At 47.1% G+C, this 20,870-nt stretch carries 20 protein-coding genes; 1 reads left to right on the top strand and 19 read right to left on the bottom strand.

All coding sequences use genetic code 11. The features are described from left to right. Window positions 1-3: 3 nt before the first annotated feature. The 4 genes from MKR94_RS11320 to MKR94_RS11305 all read right to left on the bottom strand — a co-directional run bounded on the left by MKR94_RS11320 (window position 4) and on the right by MKR94_RS11305 (window position 2,922). A complete protein-coding gene (locus tag MKR94_RS11320) occupies window positions 4-945 on the bottom strand; it encodes a hypothetical protein (protein WP_241646997.1) in 942 nt (313 codons plus the stop codon). Window positions 946-971: 26 nt separating this feature from the next. Continuing rightward, the gene (locus tag MKR94_RS11315) at window positions 972-1,496 is read right to left on the bottom strand and encodes a hypothetical protein (RefSeq protein ID WP_241646996.1); all 525 of its coding nucleotides are present in this window, start codon (window positions 1,494-1,496) and stop codon (window positions 972-974) included. After that, window positions 1,477-1,815, bottom strand: a complete 339-nt coding sequence (locus tag MKR94_RS11310; RefSeq protein ID WP_241646995.1) for a hypothetical protein — start codon at window positions 1,813-1,815, stop codon at window positions 1,477-1,479. The genes MKR94_RS11315 and MKR94_RS11310 overlap by 20 nt, the downstream gene beginning before the upstream one ends. An 81-nt stretch (window positions 1,816-1,896) precedes the next feature. Next, on the bottom strand, window positions 1,897-2,922 hold the full coding sequence (locus MKR94_RS11305) for a tyrosine-type recombinase/integrase (protein ID WP_241646994.1): 1,026 nt from the start codon (window positions 2,920-2,922) through the stop codon (window positions 1,897-1,899). A gap of 764 nt (window positions 2,923-3,686) precedes the next feature. On the opposite strand from MKR94_RS11305, the gene MKR94_RS11300 reads away from it, so the two are divergent. Continuing rightward, window positions 3,687-4,781: a hypothetical protein gene (locus MKR94_RS11300; protein WP_241646993.1), complete on the top strand. Its 1,095-nt coding sequence runs from the start codon at window positions 3,687-3,689 to the stop codon at window positions 4,779-4,781. 15 nt (window positions 4,782-4,796) lie between these two features. Here the strand turns inward: MKR94_RS11300 and MKR94_RS11295 are convergent, their stop codons facing one another. The 15 genes from MKR94_RS11295 to MKR94_RS11225 all read right to left on the bottom strand — a co-directional run. After that, window positions 4,797-6,305, bottom strand: coding sequence for a terminase (locus MKR94_RS11295; RefSeq protein WP_241646992.1), 1,509 nt, complete (start codon window positions 6,303-6,305; stop codon window positions 4,797-4,799). Next, window positions 6,302-7,609 carry a hypothetical protein gene (locus MKR94_RS11290; RefSeq protein WP_241646991.1) on the bottom strand — a complete coding sequence of 436 codons (1,308 nt, stop codon included), beginning with the start codon at window positions 7,607-7,609 and terminating at the stop codon, window positions 6,302-6,304. The genes MKR94_RS11295 and MKR94_RS11290 overlap by 4 nt, the downstream gene beginning before the upstream one ends. A gap of 65 nt (window positions 7,610-7,674) precedes the next feature. Further along, a complete protein-coding gene (locus tag MKR94_RS11285; RefSeq protein WP_241646990.1) occupies window positions 7,675-8,094 on the bottom strand; it encodes a hypothetical protein in 420 nt (139 codons plus the stop codon). An 81-nt stretch (window positions 8,095-8,175) separates the two neighbouring features. Next, window positions 8,176-8,316, bottom strand: coding sequence for a hypothetical protein (locus MKR94_RS11280; RefSeq protein ID WP_241646989.1), 141 nt, complete (start codon window positions 8,314-8,316; stop codon window positions 8,176-8,178). A gap of 291 nt (window positions 8,317-8,607) precedes the next feature. After that, a complete protein-coding gene (locus tag MKR94_RS11275) occupies window positions 8,608-8,814 on the bottom strand; it encodes a hypothetical protein (RefSeq protein WP_241646988.1) in 207 nt (68 codons plus the stop codon). After that, complete coding sequence (locus tag MKR94_RS11270) at window positions 8,814-9,224, bottom strand: hypothetical protein (RefSeq protein WP_241646987.1); 411 nt, start codon at window positions 9,222-9,224, stop codon at window positions 8,814-8,816. The genes MKR94_RS11275 and MKR94_RS11270 overlap by 1 nt, the downstream gene beginning before the upstream one ends. A gap of 27 nt (window positions 9,225-9,251) precedes the next feature. Beyond that, window positions 9,252-9,893 carry a Thoeris anti-defense Tad2 family protein gene (locus tag MKR94_RS11265; RefSeq protein WP_241646986.1) on the bottom strand — a complete coding sequence of 214 codons (642 nt, stop codon included), beginning with the start codon at window positions 9,891-9,893 and terminating at the stop codon, window positions 9,252-9,254. Further along, window positions 9,893-10,177, bottom strand: a complete 285-nt coding sequence (locus tag MKR94_RS11260; protein WP_241646985.1) for a hypothetical protein — start codon at window positions 10,175-10,177, stop codon at window positions 9,893-9,895. The genes MKR94_RS11265 and MKR94_RS11260 overlap by 1 nt, the downstream gene beginning before the upstream one ends. Window positions 10,178-10,631: 454 nt before the next feature. Further along, window positions 10,632-12,053: a hypothetical protein gene (locus MKR94_RS11255; RefSeq protein WP_241646984.1), complete on the bottom strand. Its 1,422-nt coding sequence runs from the start codon at window positions 12,051-12,053 to the stop codon at window positions 10,632-10,634. Between the two features lie 115 nt (window positions 12,054-12,168). Further along, on the bottom strand, window positions 12,169-12,462 hold the full coding sequence (locus tag MKR94_RS11250; protein ID WP_241646983.1) for a hypothetical protein: 294 nt from the start codon (window positions 12,460-12,462) through the stop codon (window positions 12,169-12,171). Between the two features lie 2 nt (window positions 12,463-12,464). Beyond that, window positions 12,465-12,656 carry a hypothetical protein gene (locus MKR94_RS11245; protein WP_241646982.1) on the bottom strand — a complete coding sequence of 64 codons (192 nt, stop codon included), beginning with the start codon at window positions 12,654-12,656 and terminating at the stop codon, window positions 12,465-12,467. Window positions 12,657-12,732: 76 nt separating this feature from the next. Beyond that, entirely contained in the window at window positions 12,733-13,254 is a 522-nt protein-coding gene (locus MKR94_RS11240) for a VRR-NUC domain-containing protein (protein WP_241646981.1), read from the bottom strand. Window positions 13,255-13,310: 56 nt separating this feature from the next. Continuing rightward, window positions 13,311-13,562: a hypothetical protein gene (locus MKR94_RS11235; protein ID WP_241646980.1), complete on the bottom strand. Its 252-nt coding sequence runs from the start codon at window positions 13,560-13,562 to the stop codon at window positions 13,311-13,313. Next, complete coding sequence (locus MKR94_RS11230) at window positions 13,555-14,016, bottom strand: olxA (protein ID WP_241646979.1); 462 nt, start codon at window positions 14,014-14,016, stop codon at window positions 13,555-13,557. The genes MKR94_RS11235 and MKR94_RS11230 overlap by 8 nt, the downstream gene beginning before the upstream one ends. Window positions 14,017-14,104: 88 nt before the next feature. Continuing rightward, on the bottom strand, window positions 14,105-20,870 hold a 6,766-nt coding region (locus MKR94_RS11225; RefSeq protein WP_241646978.1), incomplete at its 5' end, for a helicase-related protein.

Here is a 20,870-nt window from a genome sequence, read left to right as displayed (position 1 = left end):
CAATTACATGCTGTCAGATGGTGCTGAGGATGAATCCACAGATGGGGAAGACTCTACGCTCGGCGCAGCTGGTGCCGGTGCCGGTGCTGGCTCAACTACTGGCGCAGCTGCTACAGGCTCAATGACCGGAGCAGGGTTAACAGGCGCAACTGGTGCAGGTTCAATTACCGGTGCCGGTGCATCATCTTTGTTATCTTCTGCAGTCGGTGCCGGATCAGCATCTTGAACATTAGCCGCTGGCGTGTCATCTTGCGCCTTAGCCGCTTCCAGTTCGGTACGTGCTTTAGCGATCGCCGCATCCAGAATATCAGCTGGAACGCCAACAACGTTGTACTGGTCCAGGTCAGGAGCAGGGAAGATAGTACGGCCTAATCCTTTGTTGAAGAGGGTTGGTACGTTTTCATGTGCCATGTATAACAGGCTCGCGTTACCGGCTTCATTAAACGTGATGAAGGTTGTACGGCCAATACCGACTGCCATCATTGCACAGATACCAATTGCGGTAATCGCGTCACGGTGTACGTATGCCAGCGGCTCGTTTTCTGGTGATAACAGCCCGGTGTATTGCTGATCCAAGGACATGAATGTACCCATACGCTCAGCTTTCCAAGATGGGCTTAGGTTGCCGTTGATAGTCACGATAGGCGTTAACTGCAGTTTGAACTTGCGCATTAAAGCGTGTGCCAGGGCGTTATCGTGTAATGGGGAGTAAAGGATACCTTCATGCTCTTTTGCTAACGCTTCGCCATCTAAATTAGGGTCAAGAACAACCACCAGCTTAGTAGTATCAATATCGTTGATGTTAGCAAAAACGTCATAACCTTCTTCTTGTTTAATCAGTTTGTGATCGCCAAGAATCAGCATCATTCGTGATAAATCACGCATGGTAATGCCCGTTTCTGCTTCTAATTCAATTTTGATTTCTGGTGTAATTAAATATTGCATAACTATCTCGCTATTAGATTATTAGTTTATGGGTATTGCAAGTCGAGCAGAGCCCCAACCGTTTTAGCGGTTAGGTCTTTTAACTGATAAATCAGTTTACTTCGGGTGCCTGGGTCATTAGATAGGGTGATCGTAATGTACCCGTTAGCTTCAAGTCTGCGAGCTGCCGGTTGCAGCTGTGAGCGTTCTAGCAGGTAATGCGCGTGAATTTCGCCAGCGGTAGCAGCTTTTCCATTGCGATGGCGAGTAATGAAACTCAGTAACCGCGCCTGGGTAGAATTAAACTTATCAATGATGCAGGAACGGTAATCAGAGAGTGCCAACGTGTAGTTACGCGTGTCGCAATCAATGACGCCGTATGATTCCAATTGGTTAATCGAGATCCTAATTTTATGCGGAGAAATACCCTCGCATTTTGCAGTAATTCCCCATCTATCCAATCCGGCCAATCCAGCCTGGGAGAGTTCCCCAATGATTTTCAGGGCCACATCAGGGTAAGAGGCGCAAATAAATGGCGTACCTAACAACCATTTATGGTTTGTAGTAAGCATTATTTCTTGGGTTCCGTGGTGTCGGCGTAATCTTCGTGCTGTTCATAGCGCTAGAAACGCGCGTCACAACATCGGCAAAATTCGATAAATAATATTCTAATAGTTTTCTTCCGGCTTTCTCAGTCACGGCCATGGTGTAGCCGATGGCGTTCTGGATGCTCGGATAGTCTTTTTCTAATGTGACGAGTGGGATTGTGCTGTCGTTGGTATAAATACCGAAAACAACGAGAGGGCGACCAGACTTGATCCCGGCAGTGAAAGTAACGGTATAGCCGTCAATTTCCATTTTACGAGTATCAAATACCTGATTATCAGCCATAAAAAATCCCCATCAACATGACGGGGATTCTGTATGTAAACTATAAATTAATCAAGAGAGGGTTATAACTTTATTATATTTTTAAAATTTCATCATTTCAGTAACGGCACTCACGATCGATCCTGAGTTACGCATATAGCGCATAACAGTTTCCGTGTTCTTCCAACCACCTTCGGCCATGATTTGAGGCAGTGATGCACCTGTCGTATTCAGGTCTTGAGCGGCACCAACGCGGCAGCTATGGCCGGACCATTGCGCATAGCGACCTTTATTCGCCGGTTCATCATCTTTACCCATCAATTGCCAAGTGTCTTTATAGATTTGCTCTATGGCCACACTACTCATTGGCTTATCAGCTATCTTAGCTTTACCGTTTTTATATACCTGGGAAAACATCATCGCATCCGGGTGCGCACTGAGGCCAGACGCCTTGAGCCAATCAAAAAGGGCGCTAACGGTTTTCTCTGACAGCTGCTTAATGGTTTCGGTCACGGTATTGGTTTTAGTATAGGCCACGAATAACGTTACGTTGTCACCGTTTATCTGCAGGTCACGCACTCGTAGTCGCCCGATCTCGGACATACGCAACATGGTGTTGTAGGCCACAAACAAAAATGCGCGGTTCCTCAATGCCGACTCGGTTCCTAATTGCTTATAGAGCCTGTCGGCCACCTGCAGATCGGCAAGGTGAAACGGCACCGCCTGGCCTACGCGCTCACCACTGGTCGCCGCGACACGGTTTAGCTTTTTCATCCCTAAGCTCACAACACTATCCATGCTTACAGCCGGCAAGCCAGATATTTTCATCAGCATATTCAACATGGCAAGACGCGTCCTAACAGTATTAATAGAATTGCCTTTAACGTCTTTCATCCATATTAAATACTCACGGCAGTTATCAGGATCAACGGGTAGCCAACTATGGCCACGCTCAACACACCAGTTCGCGTACAATTTTGCACCGCTTAATAGACTCTTGAGTGTGTTAGGCGAGAATCCTTCTTTATCTCTAAAGAAATTCCGTAAATTGCTCTCAACATCCTCGGCCGTGACATGGGATAAGTGCGCCGGCATGTTAATTGTACGAATTGTAGGTAATTGGCTCATAATTTATTCTATTTCCCGTTTGGTAACGCTACGTGAATCTTTATTTATGTTGGGGGTAGAAACCCGTAACTTTTCACGTAAACGCGTCAAAAATCCCTGCCATAGTTGGTGATCAAAATCAAGTGTACATCTATCCAGTGATCACACTATAACTTTATATAACTGTTATTATCTAAAGTTATCATTTTCTGATTATTTTCTCAATAGCTCAGTGCTGGTGGTGTTTTTGAGGGAAAGCGGAAAAGGATTGGTCATTTTGATCACGAATTTTTACCGTTTCATTTACATGATCATTCCTAAGTGCATTGCAACACCTGATCACTTAAGTAAGACAGTTGTAACGCTATGTATATAATTGCTTCTTAGGGTTAATTTTATTAATTGTACAATTAAGTTATCACGATAAATTACATGCTATACAGAAATCTGGATTATATTAGCATTGTTATTATGTTGCTCCATTATAATGCTTTAGATGTTGCAGATCTTAGCAGCCTAAAGAGTGTTCAAAACAGTATAAGCATTGATATGATTAGTTTTTTTTGTAATCCTCTGGTTATTAGGGACTTACATTAACGTTAACATTACCAATTATTTATAAAACATTTTCAAAGAAATTTTAGGATTATTCTAAACCTTGAAAGCAAACGATTTTCGTTTAATCTGTATTACAATTAGCATAAAGAAATAAATTTATTTTAGATTCCTTATAATATATTCTTACCGTAATTGTTACTTTTTTCTCTTTTGCCTAAAGGCGTAAAATGGCTACCTTTACTGATAAAAAATTCGAGGAAATGTACCGCGACTTTCGCAGCGTACATGCTGAGTGGGAAACCCTTATTAAAGATGCTCTTATCTACTCTGACACCGACACCAGAGGTATTCCTTTCCGGTTTGTGGGCCTGATTAATGACCCTAACTTACTTGAAAAAGCAGAGCGAATCGTCGCCGATTGGCAGCGCTTCGCAGACGTATTCAACAAGCAAGCACAGGGGAGTAAATCAACAATACTAAAAGAAACTTACTTACCTGTTCCATATATCGTAAAGGTAAAAAAAGAGCTTGAGATAATCCGCCGCCCGGCTAGTACATCATTTGTGCATCCTCGTGAATCATTACTGTCTCGTTACGACTCGACTATCGCTCGCTTTTCTAAAGTCACTGCTGCAGTCAAATTTATTGATTACCTAAAACAAGAGCGTGATTTCTTCCTGGGCGAACCGGAAGGCACCCTATACCGCTTACGTGCAACGGGCTTTACTGAGCTAACATACCTACATAGTCCAGGAGCAGACCTTTCCCCGGAACGCGCTCAGATCGGTGCGCACGGCGCGCTGTTCTTCTCTGAAACGATGACAAAGGATGATATTAGTTTCCGTGACGTTCAGAGTTCAGATCAGCGTTCAGTGTATGACCGTATAGCACCTCTGCCATGTTCCGTATTGGACCAAGGCGAGCTATACCGTGTTGATGATGTTGAATTTGAGCGTCAGTTCCGTGAAGCCTACCGCTTAGTCCAACGCAATGACGTATCAATGCGTAATGGCTGGGAAAAACGCGAGAAAGAGGCGCGCCGCAAGTATCGTGGTACCGAGAAATACAATACGTATATTGCGAACGCTAACGCACTACGCCCGATCCGTAAGTGGCTCATTGAGCAAGACTACATCCTCGTTGAACGTTTACGTGATACTGCAGAATTCGACCTGAAAAGCATTGTCGATATTCGCGCGCGTTACCTGTATGACGATGAACTAGCGACCGGCTATTACCCTAAAACAGTCAACAAGCGCCGCCAGGAGCTCATTGACCAAGGGATCCCCCTGTATCAAGACTTGTTTCCTAAAAAGAAATAACGTCACTCTGAGGGCTTAAATTTCTAAGCCCTCTACTTCTAGCACCTCAGCCGCCTTATTCCGTAAGTCCTCAACATCTTCGCCCATCGCTTCCGATGCCGGTACATAATCCACCAGCCACATAAAGCAATAGGTGTCCCACCTATCCGGTGACTTGATATTCATCTTATTACGCATGACTTCTTTCTTAATCATGCAGAGTTGGCCGGACTCATTCATCATAAAAGGTATCTTAGAACCCTGCTCAGCCGTTGCCTGTGAGCTGTCAGGACGCAGACGGCCAGATTGAATAGCATCCCTTACCGCAAAGTTAGCGAACGCACGTTGGCTCACAAAGCGCTCTTTATCGACCTTCGCAAACATCGGTTTGCCCCATCTGATACGAGTAACGGAGATCCCCATAGATTGAAGTTCATCTGCAGTGGCCGCACCGATGCCATCACTATCGACCGCGATACGAATATTCGGGTAACGCTCCTGGGTACATTCCTGAGCAATGAAGTGCGCAAACTCTTTTGGCTTCATTGTTCCGGGCATTTCTAGCATTTTGTGGTTTACGACACGCCGCTTATTACGCCGGCCAGACACCTTACAGATATTAAGGACCGACTTATCACGACCGTTCCCCACGTCAGCGGTGGCTATCCATCCCCATTCACGCTCTAAGTACACTTTACGGCGCGCTGCACGATCTATCTCGTCACGGCCAAGCAGGAAGCCGTTGATAACGTCAGGGAAGCGCCCTAAAACCTTCACCATGTACTCAAGGGAGTCCCGACCGCCGTACTCCATCAATTTTTCTTTGATGAACTGCATAGTAACGTGAGGCGCTTCTTCACTGTTTAAGCAGATAGCCGTCCAGATCCCGTGTGGGTTATCAGGTGACTTAGCCAGGTTATGATGGGATTCGTAGAAATAGCCGGTTGGCCGTGTGGGCTGAGAGAGCATTAACATGCGGTTATCTACTTCTGTCAGCGCACCACGCATAATACTTTGGGCTTTATCAGAGATACCGGACGCTTCATCGAGAATTAGCAGGATATGCGCGGCGTGTTCACCTGCAAGCGATTCCTCGTTACCTTGCCTATAGCCTTTACACAAAACCTCCCATATCCCTTTACGTGAACGCTCATAAAACATTGTATCAGTGAGGACAAAGTAGTTTTGTAGCCAGGGGTGGCGCTTTATCGCATTACCCCAAAACATTTTCACGTATTTGAATACACCGGTGCGCACCTGGGCGATTTTGTTGGCCACCAGAACGACACGGGCATCAGGGAACATGATCATGTAGATAAGTAGCATCATGGCCGTAAGGGATGATTTACCCGTACCGTGTCCAGACGTTACCGTTGTACGGCTTCCTGTCTCTTGTACTGAGTCAATGATTTCATCTTGCTGCCAGGTCGGCGTCATACCGAATAGCAGAACGATAGCCTCAGCCCAATTGTAGCGGTACTGCCTAACGAGGTCTCTCCAACGGGGATCCGTTGTGACGGATTTTACCTTATGCGCACCGCTCACTCGTCATCGCCTTCTATGGCTATGGCTGGCGGTATATCCTCGCCGTATAGGTCGCTGGTGGCTTCATAGTCTATATCGAGGTCAGATTCCCCTTCCTCAAACTCACCGGCTTTACGCTCGCCGGTACTATCGTGATCGCCAAGGCCAAGCGTATCAGTCAGGGCAGCTACCTCTTGACGGCGCTTATGAACAAAGTTTGCAGCTTCAATCTTCGAGAGTGCATAAGCACGCGCCTCAGCATCTAACTGAGCCTCGTCAACGGTGCCGGTGTCGTCTACTTCTGGCTCAATATCGGCAATGGCTTTCGCTGCACGGGCCATGAGTGAGGCTGGGACCTTCACGCCAAAGGTTTCAATATATTCGGCGGTTTGAATGTCTGACCAACCGTGTTTGTCCCTAAATTCGATAGCCTGTTTGACGATATTCGCGGAAACATCGAGGTTAGCGGCCTTGGCTTCTGCCAGGGTAACTTTACGGTCCTCTAAATCGACCTTGTTTGTACTGGTTATCACGCCGCTAAGCATGTTGTTATGCGCGATGTGTAGGTAGCCAACATCCATCAATAGCTTGGCTTTCTTAATGGTCGGGTGGGTACCGAATGGATCCAGGTCATCTTCCGGATTCGGGTGCTCGATGGCCTCAATTTCTTGGTCCAATATCTCTACGGCGTGGGATACGGAGCGTTTTATTAAGTGCATGTGAGCAATGGATTCGCGTAGCGCCTGGGTGGCCAGTGCTTCTATGCTTTGCTCCATCATTTCATCAGCGGCGATGTAATCTTGCTGGCGTGGCGTGGCATGTTCGCCAGTTTTAATACTCGTTTCGTTGCCAGGCTTGTGACGGCGACCTTCGCCGCGTGGCTTCTTAACGTGGACCAGCTCGCCCTTACCCTCGCCATTTGTGATCATTTTCGCGTTTTGGGTTTTGGCGTTATCTTTCTTGCGCGACTTTGAAAGCGGCGTGTTTTCGCTTCCGCTTGAATCGCTATCACCGCCTGAAACCTTGCTATCACTGGATTTTCGCCCTTTTCCCTTGGCGGCTGCGTCACCGGAATTGTGATCACTTTTGCCCTTTTTACGCTTTTGATCACGGTTATGATCACGTTTTTGATCATTGTTTTGATCACTATTCTGATCACGAATAACGCCAACTTCCTCAGCATTGAGGACGGCTTTCTTTAGTTCGCGGCGCGCCGTATTAGGGTTAAGGCCATGGTACTCAGCGTACTCACGCGCAGTTATGCCCTTCTCAGCGCGTAACTGTGCGTATTGTTCACGATGTAAGTCCCAATCTACCTTTGCCATGTGGTGCGCTCTGTATGTCGATAATAAGCGCGCACTATAGGAGGTTCGCTATTTGCGAGGATGGGTTATGCGTAACGAGCGTGTGAGCCATCATTATTTGCGCGGCCCATAATCAGGAACGCTTGAGAGGCCATTACCTTGCGCTCTTTCTCAACTTTATCGGCATATTCACGAGCGATGCGTGGGGAACCGGATTTGACGTATAACGGGAAGCTGTCGCGCACTAAGCCTTCATCATTGCGGATCTTGAAGGTATAGCCATTAAGGGATAATAGGCGGTATTTATGGGGATAGACGTCTTTAACTGCGATGCAGGTACAAAAACGTGAAGATACGAAATTACGGACCATGCTACTTATCTGGCTACGGTCTACTATGATGTTCGGGTATCGTTTTACCACCAGCGAAATTATCTCATTGATGGTTAAGGGTTCCTTTTGCTCAATCATTAGCTGTGCCATTTCTAAGCTACACACTTTTCGCATTTCTTATCCTCACAATAATAGTAAGGGAATTATAAGAATGGTGATTTTTTGAATAAGAGCAAAGCTATAACTTACATACACTTACCCCGAAAAATGGTTAAAAAAAAGCCCTGCAATGAGCAAGGCTTGTTGGGGGTATTCTCTTATACCGTCTTGGCCTTCTTCTCCGGCCAGCATTTCCATAGGGATAGCAATAAGAAAGCCACCAGCGAATAATTCCATAGGTTATTGATACATACGCACGTCATTAAGGTGATAAATACGATGCGCCAGAACAGAGTAAACCTAATTAGCTGAGCGAACGGGCCCGCGTAAAAATAGATAGCCTTACCAATACGCGTGATTAGTCCCTCTTTTTTCTTGGTGGCCATAGCGTAAGCCACGTATGCAACGACTGATAAAGCGCCGTATGCGATAGCTAACCATAGCTGAACGCGTGAAATGCTGGCCCATACAGCGTGCTTCGTGTAGCAATCAAGCGCCAATGGGAAAACGTATAGTGCGGAAATCCAGTTAAATGGGGTTACTCTCATTGATGGTGCTCTTTAATTGAAGTGATAATGCAGTGATACCGGCTATAAAAAAACCAGTCGTGAATAGTGCCCCCGTGAGAAAGGCACCAGATATTGATAGTGTTGTTTCGAATAGATAAACAGACGCGCCCATAAGGCTAAATCCTGCTAAGAGTAGTGCTGCATCAATAAGTAGACGCTTTGACACTATTTTATCCCCTCTTTACAGGTCTCCTTCCTCATGATCATAGGTAATCGGTGGCAATATAAATCGCTCAACGCAAACTGAGATTCAGACGTTACTGTTCTTAGGCAAACGGAGCACTTGTATACGTGTTCTTCGGTCTTAGGTTGATTTACTGCTTCGTAGGTTGCAGCAAAAATATCAGGCTTACATGGGTAGTATTCGCCCTGTACGCCACGGATAAGATAATCGCCTTTTGAAGCCATCATCTTTCCTTCAAGGGTTTGAACTAATAAGTCCCTTTTCCCACCGATCCTTTTTTCGGTTAATGCTCCAGCAAAGCTATCACCAAGAAAGATTTTGCATTGGCCAAGGTTTTCGCCTGTCCATTGAATCGCATTAATGACTACAGGCTTTTTGCGATACTGAGCCACTTTATACGCCCCAATTTTCTTCGTTCATTACACTAACTCCCAATCACTCGCTAATACTGCAATGGTTGATGGTTTCCAATCACCTGCATTGGTACCGAACGTCATAATGAATTTTGGATCCTGTAACGGCCTGAGTTCTTCACCCTCTACACCCTGCTGATAATATTCAACGGGAACACCTAGAACGCGTCCATAAAGGATTTCACTGTCTTTTGGTAGGAATCCTGCCTCAAGCTTTACGGATTGCTCTTTAGCCCATACCTGGCGGCGTACTGTTCGCCCTTCTATCATCCAACTTAATGCAGTATGAAATGGCATGGCTGATCGAGCGCGTTGAGGCTGTTCAGTTTTGGATTGTCCGGTGTCTTGCATGAAGGTGACGAAACTCACGGTGGCGTGTACCAGTGCTTCTCTGAGGGATTCCCCTTTACCAGAAAGAGTAAGGCCGTGTTTGCCTACTGATACGCGGTTGAAATGTTCGTCTGAATCGTCAATGTCGATCGTGTGGCCAGAATTTAGAAGTAAGTCGATAAGCTCTTTGTGGCAGCTTATCCACTCTTTAACGTCCTTTACGCCTAAGTAGCGAGAAATGACGGCATCGTCTTGTGTGTCGTAGACTTTCTTTGCTTTGGCTTTAGGTAGTGCTTTACCTGCTCTTAGCTGTTCCATTACTTCTTACCCTTACGAGTGATACGTTTACGTGATTTACGGATGCTTTTTGCGGTCGCGCGCGTCTTAGATTTGCGTTTAATCACGGGGACTACAGGAAGCTCATAAACGACAGGCTCCGGGGCTGTTTCGACTGCCGGTTCCTGGTTCGTATCAACGGTCGTGGTAGGTGTCTGCTTATCGGCCACCAGCATATCGATACGTCTGGATAGCTCAGATTCGACTGCTTTGTGCTTATTGCGCCCTATTAGGCGGCTGAGTGCTTGTTTAATGAGTTTACGCATGGTTCCAAGGTGCTTATGTAAATTCAGGCAAAAAAAAAGCGGAAGTGTTTAGCTCCCGCTGGCAAAGACTACTGATACAAAGGTCTTTTATAATGTTGCAATCAAAGGTATGTCAGGTAGTTCAACACCGATAGCGCCGTTCATTCACTATCAGTCAGCCGCCTAAGTCGCCTAATGCCCATGAGCTCAAAGGCGGCTGAGTGATAGTATCTGTAATAATTTAATAAACTAATATTGAATTAAATGTTTTAGTCTCGGCGAGGTAGTGAGGAAAAATTTAAGGATCATAAAAAAAACCTCACCACCCCGACAAAAACGTGCCTACTACTAAAACTACAGATTGTGACGCCTCCGATGAAACTGCTAAGCTTGAGGCCGTATGACGTCACAAGGCAAAATATACATTTTCCGGTTATAATTGTCTAGCAGAAATCAGATAAAAAAAACCGACTGATCACTGTTTATTCTTTGCCTTCTGTTTGCGGCGTTGTTCGCGGTTCGGCTCGTTAGGCATTTTAAGGCTTGAAAGCTTGCTACGGCGGTATTCCTCAACTGCCCCATTCTCGGCTGACCAGTTATTTTCCCAGGTGATCACCGCATTGATAATCTCTTTAGTCATCGCATCACCGCACCCATCAATATCTTTAAATTCCGGTGTCAGAATCGCCGCTACATCACGTACCGTCACAAAACGGTTATTCATAAGCGTGTTGGCTGTACGCGTGGAAAGGTTTAGCTCTGATAGTGGGGCTTCTTCTCCGGCTTTAATGCGCTTGTAGAGTTGTGGCGTTTCTACCTCAAAGGCAGCTTCAATGCGCCCTTCTAAATCAATGGTTATGTCTTCGTTCCAATGCTGTTCCAGGTGCGGCAACTTATGGAATATTGCTCTGCCCCATGGTGACGCTAATACCGTCATATCGATCATGGTGGCCGTTCTAATCTGCCAATGTGCATTTACCCCGTAATGACAATCACGCTCGGTAAAGTCGCCATATAACGGCATCAGGATTTGATGATGGAACGTGTTTATGTGACAAGTGATATTATGGCCGGCAATTGATCTCGTTGTGTGCTCGGTATAACCATCAGTACCGGACATACGGTTTATGTGGTGGGCCATTTCAGCCATGTCATGCTCAAGATTGAGATTGCGTAACTGAATATTGTTCGCTGATTTTTCGGTGTCAGATAGCTTACGCTGCAGAGTGTTATTTTCGGACGACAATTTTTTATTGGTCGTTAATATCTCCTGGCGAACCTTAGCATCTTCGCGGCGATCAGCGCGTAACTTGGCGTTCTCTTGCTGCAGCTTTTGATTGTCTTTACTTAGGCTTTCCGGCAATGCCTTACGGTAATGAGCAAACTCCGCACGTTCTTGGCGTAATTGAATGGCAGCCACCTCGGCCACGCGATCATTATTAATCACCATCTTTTCGTGTTCGTGGCGAAACGCCTCAAACTTGGCTTCTAATCGGTCGTAATTGGCTTGTAGGGTATCGGATTTGTCGATTTCCTCAGCTAACCGTTCGCTTAATGTATCAGTGCCGGTCGCGGCTTGCGCCTTTAGGGACTCAATCGCAGATAAAGACTCTTTGAGACGGTCATACAGCTGCTCTACCACGTCCAATACGCCGTTATATTCGCTCGCCTCATGGTCTAGGCGCGCGTTTAGGTCGGCAATCACCTGTTCAACAACACTTTTACAGTTTTGAATAGCTTTAATGTTGAGGTCATCACCTTTGCAGCGGTGGATCACCATGTCCAATTGGCTAAAGGCTGACATGGCCGCTTGCTGGAAATAATCGTCTGTATAAGGGGTTTCGCCTGGCACGATGGCTGGTAATTCGAGGGTTTTTGCTTGTGCTTGTGGTTCCATTTTACGCCTACAATACTCTATTAGATAATAATTGCGCGTAAATCTATAAGGTTATAACCGTTTTATCAAGTTGCATACATCAAAAAGCCCGGCATAACCGAGCTTGTAGAATTCTTTATAGAGAGAGCCAATACGCGGCGGTACCGAGCGCAAAACCTATTGAGGGCAATATCACCCACTTTGACCACCAATGATCCACCAGCTTTTTAAAGCCCGTTTCAAAGTAGTGATCTGACATTTTCCCCAGGTAATTGATGGAAGCGATAATGACAGGCTGATAAGCGTTAACCTCATCTAACTGCGCGTTAATTACTGGCGCGGTAAGGTTTCGTTCGCTGTGCTTGATAATGCTGGTCTGCATCCGGCCGTCATTGTCGGCCAGCGTGACGCTAAAAAAATGACTACGCACAATTACATCGCCTCAACTATCCAATCGTTTGCTAATAGATCGTCCGGCATAAACCTTGCTGGACCTTGTATCTTTCCATCACGCACGACTTGGATCTCTTTGGTACTTATTTCGATGAATAAAAACTCGCCTTTCGGCCAACTGGCACGGTAAAAGGAAGCGTTACCATGTTTAGCGTTTAGTAAAGACTCCACCTCAGAGTACGTGAGATTAGTAGCTGTCTTGTTTTCGTGCTGTGATTGTAATGATGCTTCTTTCAAGAGAAATTCCCTAGTTCAAATTCATATAATCAAGTGTCACGCTAATTGCTTCTTCTGTAGAACGACATTCAACGTACTTATATCCCTGCCCTTCTAGCCTTTCACGCCAAATCTTCTGTTCTGCAGTGAGGCTGTTCTTTCCATATTTCATCTCTATCCTCAGTCCGTAAAACCCTTGCTGCGCCGAGTCTAAAGATATGTCGGGGTACCCTTTTTTCTGTCCCTCTGCTCGCATTTCTGCCCCGGCCTTTTCCGTTCTATATCCACCGTTAGGCGTGGCGTGGATCAGGTCGTACACATCGGGGTGAAAGCGCTCAAAATAATCAAAATAGCGAACCTGCGAATAGTGCTCGCCTTTTCCATCTTCTAAGCTTGGATTTTTGGCTAGTTTTGCCAGTGCGATAGCATGAGGACTAACGTTCGTTGCAACTTTACGACTCGCTCGCTTTTTGGGTGTACCTTTAGCTTTAGATGGTACCGATTTCTTACTCACATAGCCTTGATACCAGTCTTCTGAGAACCGTAAAGTCATAATTTCGTTACATACTGTTATAAAGCAATATTGTAGCCTTGTATTATTTAAAATTACTATAAATTTTTATTAATTTGCCCTTCAATATTTAATTGAGTTTCGTCAATTAGTGCTTTCCACTCGCTTAACGTTAATTCTGATAGTTTTTTGATCACCTTCTCTGTTTCAGGATTAATTAACCATACAGAGTGCCCTGATTTCGCTACATAGGTCATCGATCGGGACTGTGGATGCTGCAAAATTGCCGAGCCATTTGCTGCACAAAGTTCAGCAATATCCTTCCAGTAAACGCGCTTATATTTAGTCACTTTTTTGGTCGCTCCCCTGTGTCGGTAAGTTGAATTTTGTTATCGAAATATCTGTACTCACATACATATAAGGCTCTGTATCATCGGCACTTTCTGATACATCGAGGTAATGATACGGGTCGGTGACAATGTGATCAACAAGACGCTCAGCACTGTAAATGATGGCAGAAAGAACCGTTAGGGCGGGACGCTGGTAAGAGTAGATAGCTGCCACGTCACTATCTATATTTTGTCCTAGTCCGTATTCCCCACTTTCGACTATCAATTGTTTTAGTGCCGGCCACCAGGGACCATACGCAATATAGCGTTCTGGCTGCGAAAGGATCAGCGATTTAATATTAGTGAGTGAACTGTCCAAGTAATTATTTTCGGTCATACCATCTGGCATTACACCTCGTAATATTTCCTCTAAATATGCCTCTTGTGGTATTACAGTATCGACTAAAGTTGTCATATTCTATTAACCTTTTATATATATTTTATATTGTATAACTATACTGTAATCAGAGCGAATATTACCGCCCTGATTATTAGGTTTGTATCTATTTTCTAACGCGATTTATCGCGGTTGTTAGTTGTATCTGATCCACGCTCTTTTCAATCACCCAAGCTGGCATATTGAAGTCACTACCGGCGACCGGATTCTGTGAGAAGTCCCAAAAGATTGCGCCGTATTGAGTCTTTAATAGCTCTCGCACTTCCTTCTGTTTAAGTACCGGCTCACTGCCTACATCCACAAGCACCACGCCGTTACCGGCATCAATGTTTAAGGTGCGCGTGTAGAAACGGCCACGGAATTTAGACTTAACGCTCGCTTTGAGGTCATTTTTCACAACGTTAATCGTGTAACCGTCTGCTTGTTGGCTATCCACCTCAGCCTCAACCGTCTGGTCTGCCACGGTGGCAGCTTTAGCGGCATTGGTTTTAATAGTTTCGCGTTCTGCATCGGTTAGCTCGCCCGTTAACGCCTTAATCCATTCATCAAAGGTCATGTCGGCTTCACCTTCCACGCGGCCAGAATCTTGATACTTACCGGCTCTTAGAGCGTTGATAGTTTGGCTGGTGGAAGTGACTAGCTGTGTAATCGCGCTCCATGTTTTCGCGTCATCGACTTCTGATTGCATGACAGCCCCGAAAAATACCCCTGTAGCGATATACAGTGGAATATCGGAGCGGATCGCCTCTTGGTCGTTTCTGGCCGTGTTGATTAGGTTGTAATAGCCAACCCCTACCATGTCCGATAGCGCGCTGTTTATCTGCATCTGTGACACGGTATTAATCGCCTTAATGACAGCTTGGCCGTACTCAGCACCGGCTTGCGCCAGGGCATCGCCTTTCGCCTTCATGCGCGCCTCTTTAACGGTACGGATAAACTCGGTGATCTCTTTCTCGTTTGAGAATTTCGCGGTCAATTCTGCCCGGACAGAGTAATCAGAGATACTGTATTGCCAGCGACTTAATGCATCGGTCTTGGTGAAGTAGAACGCCTTACCTTGTTCTAGGTCAGTGTGGAAGAATGAGCCGTACTGAGGGTATTTTTCCTCACACTTGGCGATGAACTTATCGTAAACCGGCTCAACGTCTTTGATGGTGGCTTGCGCGCCGTAACCTTGAAGGATAGTTAGGTAATTAGATCCATATAACGCTTTAAGAAACTCTTTAAGCCCATAACTAGAATTACTGGAATCGTGGTACCACTCAGCGACACGGGTTTTTAACTGCTCATTACTCGAATCAGGGTAAAGCAGGTTATCCCCTTGGAGGGTGTCACGGGACATGCTAACGCTCGCAAGCTTGCCTCCTTTATCAGCTAACCAGTAGTCAGCACCGCTGGATGAATAGCTGTTACGGACCACGTTCACCTTAATTCCGGCATCTTTAGTGAGCTCAGCGAATTTACTTGCGGTAAAACTACTCGCAATCTCGGTACTAAGAACGCCCATTGCCGCGCGTTTAAGCAATTGTGCATCACTCTCTGAGAGAGTGACCTTCTCGCCTAAATTGCTCATGGTCACATTGCGCGTGTCGCCTGGTCCCCAATTTGTGTAGGAATAACCAGATGACCTTGTGATATTGATCACCTCAACGCTACAGCTTCCCTTTTCCGGGTAAATGGCTGTTAGGCGAACAACGGCGGTAATGTCGCCTTCTTCATTGGCCGATGTTTTAAAGTAGTTGCCGACTTTAACCAGGCGTCCATCCGGTAACTGCGTATAAGAGGCCGGATTATCAATCACGTCCTGGTCAATATCTAATACGCCATCTTTAACAGCTCGTTCCACGTCTGCGAGCGAGCGCTTGATAGCACTACCAGCACTTTTCGCACGTTTAAGGGCATTGTTTGCCTTCTTGAGTGTGTCTTGTGCGTCTAGCAAGCTTGCGCTGACTTCTTTGAACTTCCGGCGCGCATTGCGGCGCTCACCTTGGTAGTAGCTAGATAGCGAGGTGCGGCTATCCTTCATGGCTTCCTCGTAGTGCGTCTGGTTTTCACGCGCTCTTTCGAGATCCACCCCTAAATCAGCTACCGCTTTGGTGGCTGTATCGACTTCACTTTGTAGCTGCTCAATCGGTCTTGAAGCTGCATTACTGGCTTTTAGGTAGGTATTGAGGGCATTAGTCGCGTTCTGAGTCGCTACGCGCTTTTGCTCCGCTTCACGCTCAGCCTTTTGCTTGGCAAGCATTGCGCGGCGTTCTTCGGGGTTTGCAGCAAGCATAACGGCACGTTCTTCATGGCTTGCGGCGTCACCGTTCGCCATTTCAGACTCGTCAGACGTCATTACCGTGGTCAGCCAATCTTTTTTACGCTGCAGCGTCTCTAAGCGGAAGTCATCAAAGGTTCCTTTGCCGCAATAGTAATGCGCCCGGACAGATTCATTACTCGATCCCACGCGCGCGCCACGTCCGTTACGTTGGTTAATACTCGCCGGTGTCCACGGGAACGTTAAATGGTGAATGTCCGTGGTCCCTTTGTGAAGGTTGATCCCGACTTCCGCTTTCTTGTTACAGATAACGATAGGGGTACGGCCTTCGTTGTAATCAGCGGCGATACCTTCCATGCCAGACAGGCTTACATCACTTTTCGCGGCGATATAGTCCTCATAACGAGCCTTATCCGCGTAATACTTCTCCCACGCGCCATCTTTGTAGCCGTTTTTGCCCTCTTTCGGCTCCACCGGCTGCTTAACGGCTTTGATTTTTGGTCCACCAGCGCTTGCAACGGTTGTGGCATTGATAATCCCTATCTGGCTTGCATCCATTCCCAGGGCTTGAGAGATAATGCGCTGTAATTTGCCGTGCTGCGTCTTTTCATCAATGAAAATGATTTGCTTACCGTCTTCTAGTCCGGTTTTGAGGTTTTCGATAAGGGCCGCGTATTTAGGCGGTACTGGATGGGAAACTTGACTGAGATCAATTCCTGCATCAGCAATGGCCTTGAGTACCTCTTTTTCGAGCTCGACACTGACTGTCAGCTCTAAGTAGGTCCCGTTATCGGTAAGCGTTGTCGTGATTTCTTTCGACTGTTTGAGAGGGTTATCACTGCCGTTGTCGTCTTCGTCATCACTACCACCGGCTGAGAGCGGTAACTTAGCGACAATTGCCTTAACTTTTTCCGCGTCTTCGGGCTTGAACTGAAAACGCATCTGGTTTTTGTATAAATCAGGATCCAGTGAAACCTTATCCATGTCGCGGATAATTGAGAAAATAGCATCGTCAGGCTTAGAGTTTGATACGCCTGTATCGCCATCATCCATTTTAACCAGGGACGTGCCGCTACTGAGCAAGGTCGCCCGTTGACGTAGCACCTCATAGGCTTCTGATTGCTCGTCTGTCATCGGTACCGCTACGGATTTCTCGATAATGTCCGGTATTTTGACGGTAGCCTTAACGTCTGCAGCGGTCTTGATTGACGCCCAACGGTGGAAGATACCACGCAAGCCATCAAGGTTTTTAAAGCCCACTAGCCCCTGTTTCTGTTCGATAGCGCCTGAAATGGCCTGAACATCCACGGTCGCTGTTTCACCGAATACTCTAACAAAGTCATCTGGCGTATAAACGCCCATCGCTTGCCACTCACCTGCAGGAATAACGTGCGAAAGCATGTTAAACGCATCAATCGGGGAGTTAACGAGCGGTGTAGCAGTCAGCATGACTACACCACGGCCATTGTTCTTATTCATCAGATAAGACGACTTCACCGCCATGTCACGCGAGATTTGCGAGACTGCAGAGGTCGGCAGATAGGCCAATTGTCCGGCTTCACGCCCTGCAGAGAATGAGTTTCGGTAGTTGTGGCCTTCATCGGCGATCACACTGTCAAAATTCATGTCTTCAAAATACGGTACGTTCTGCTTTTTCGCGCTGCCGGTATCGGCGGCTTTGTCCTTGAGGCGGTTAATCTTGCTCGCTTCACGGTGCGAGGATTTACCAATATCAACGCGGCCAGATTCAATCGCATCGAATACGGCTTGTTGTTGGTTCGCCTCAATAGTCTCTTGGCGCAGTGGAATTGAGGCGAATTGCTCTTTAGTCAGGATCACGTTTCGCCAGTTAGACGTAGGGATCTGGTTCAGGCGTAGCAAAATATCGGCGGCTGAGGACTCCTTAACTACATCACGCACAACGGGATTACCGTCTTTATCCGTGACGATTTCGTTTTTCTCGTTACGCACCGGCGCGGTTAATGGTTTACCGTCATCCCCCGTCACCACATCGAGGCCAACAAACAGCATCGTGGCGAAAGCTTCATCCGAATAGAACTCGCGCGCTTCGTGGTACCAGTTTTGATAGACGGCTTTCGGTACTACGGTCGCGGTGCGTTTCGTCCGGCCATTCTCAAAGTTATACGCTTCAAGTGCTAAGCCGGTTGTTGTTTTCCCAAGTCCGGTACCAAAGCCCATTATGCCCCGGCCATCTTCTGATAAGCGGCGCACTTCCTCGTTTTGGTGGCTCATTGGTATGCGTTTGCCACTAATCCCGGATAGGTTCAGGCTCGCATCAGAGTGCGCGAACGCCACATAGCCGTTAAACGCATCGTTGTAGTCATCCTCAACCTGTTCGGCGCTGGCGTGAGAGGCGATCCACTCGTTAAAGCTTTCCTCCATGGCAGCGATTTTGGTCAGGTATTTACCTGCATTAGAGCCGCGCGGCTTCACGCCGTTGAGGTAGTTTTCTAACTGATTCAGGAAACCGTTAGCATTAGTGGCCTTCTTAAACTCTTTTTCACCTGTTTTTGGTGAAACCACGGTACGCATCTGGTAGCCGGTGAATACGCCATCTTTGCCGGCATACCCATCTGGCGATAAGAGCTCGCCATTCTGAATATCCAGATCCGGCGTGGTGTACTTGAACTGGTCATAACCCTGATCCGCTAAAAACTCCTGGATAAGTCGGCGGTCAAGCCAGCGCGCATTGAGGTTAATTTTGATTTTTTTCAGCTCGATACGACCACGTTTCGCGTTGATTTCATCAATCTGGCGTAGGTAGTTATCTTGCTGGTGGCCTTCTGGCACGGAGCCGGCCAGCGCCAAGAGGTCTTTGGCACGACCGCGTACATCGCCGGAGGTGGCGCGCGTCATCGGCAGTAAGTTGCCGTTGCCATCGAGGGCGATTTCTTTAAATTGCGCGAGGTAGGTCAGTGCCTCGTCATCATCTGCCGGCAGCTCGCCGGTGAAGTTTGCCCGAAAGTCATCAAGCGTGACCGGCGTTAAACTTACCTGGCTAAAGAGGTGCGCGATCACTTGCTCAGGTTCCGCAAAGTTAACGCCTACAGCCGCCTCTGTATCGAGCGTACCTGACAAGAGATCAGAGACTTCGCCAGTGGGTGAAACGTTGCCCTTAAACGCTAACCAGGCACGGGAGCGCGGATCGGAAAGGTTTTTAGCCTTAATCGTGTCGCACCGGCCATACTGATCAAACTCAGCACTAACAAGCTTCGCGGCATCGGCAAAGATTTCGGCTGAGTCTTGTCCTAGTGCCGCCCTGTCGGTTCCCTTAATGATTTCAAGGCCAATCATGCCACCCCGTAAAACGCGCTCACGGGAAGCCGGTGGCTGTGAGTTAGCGAATTGAACAACGGCATGAACTTGCTCGGTTAAAAGATTCGGGTAGCTTCGCGCGATGTTCTGCAGCTGCTCGGCGTTAAAGCTCAATAGCCCCTCAGTTGAGGAAGTCCGGCCACTTAACTCAGCGTAATTCTGCGCACCAAATTGCGTTGCATCCACAATGGTTGTGTCGCTTTGCGTCTGCTTAACCCACATTTCACCGTTAAATTCATGCCAAATACCTGAGACCAGTCGGTGATCTCCTTCTTTTGCGCCTTGAAATGTGCTAGTGGGGGTGCCTAACGCGTCATAATCAATACGGGACTCAAAACGGCGTGATAACGCGGTTTTCATGGCAGCATCGGTGATTTGCGCATCCTTTTTGACCACCAGCATGTTTTGATATTCGGTGCGTTCCATTTCCCCGTGCACGAATTTTTTACCGTCCTGCAGGAACCATTTACCTGTTAAAAATTCCGGCCATAAAACGTTGGCTTGCTTCAATACTTTGTCGGTACTGTCGTCAATGATCGTCTTGAGGGCTTCGGTATGCTTGCGCAGGACCCACACATCGACAACCGTTGAGGTGCCAGACTCAGCAAAGGTACCGGACGGCATACGGTGCGCGCCTAAAAACTCAGCCTTGCGTGATACCTGATCGCGTAGCTTCTTACTCTTAGTGCTGTCAGTCATACCGTTGGGCACCACTAGCACAACTAAACCGCCAGGCTTAACCTTGTCGATGGTACGCAGTACAAAGTAATTACCGATGTTCTTCTCTTGCGCATAAGCCGGATCCAGTTGAGCAAAGCCGGAGCGTCCTTCACCAAATGGAACGTTACCCACGGCATGATCGTAAGTCCCATCCGGTACCGCGCTGGCTAACTTCTCAAAGGCCCCTAAATTCACTTCATCTTCGGGGTGCAATAGCTTGTTAATGCGTCCAGAAATCGGCGAGATTTCAGCGCTCGACATGATAGAGGTAGTCGGCTTAGTTTCCTGGAAAATCCCCGTTCCGGCTGACGGTTCAAGTACATGGCCAGCGCTCGCACCGTACTCTTTCATTAGGTCCCAAATACCCTCGGCCATAAACTGAGGCGTGTAGTATTCATACTGACTGCCGCCCTCGCCTTGTAGCCCACCTTCGCCAGTGTACTTAGCCAGAATTGCACGTTGTTCATCGCTCAGCGTATTGCCATCTGTACCAATCGGTAATTCGTTAAGTAATTCAATCGCGGCATCGTTAGCCGTGCGCCGCGTTTTTTGA

Origin of the sequence: Rosenbergiella metrosideri, assembly GCF_022602565.1 — a bacterium.
GTDB lineage: Bacteria > Pseudomonadota > Gammaproteobacteria > Enterobacterales > Enterobacteriaceae > Rosenbergiella > Rosenbergiella metrosideri.
This window is presented reverse-complemented; position numbering and strand designations above follow the sequence as displayed.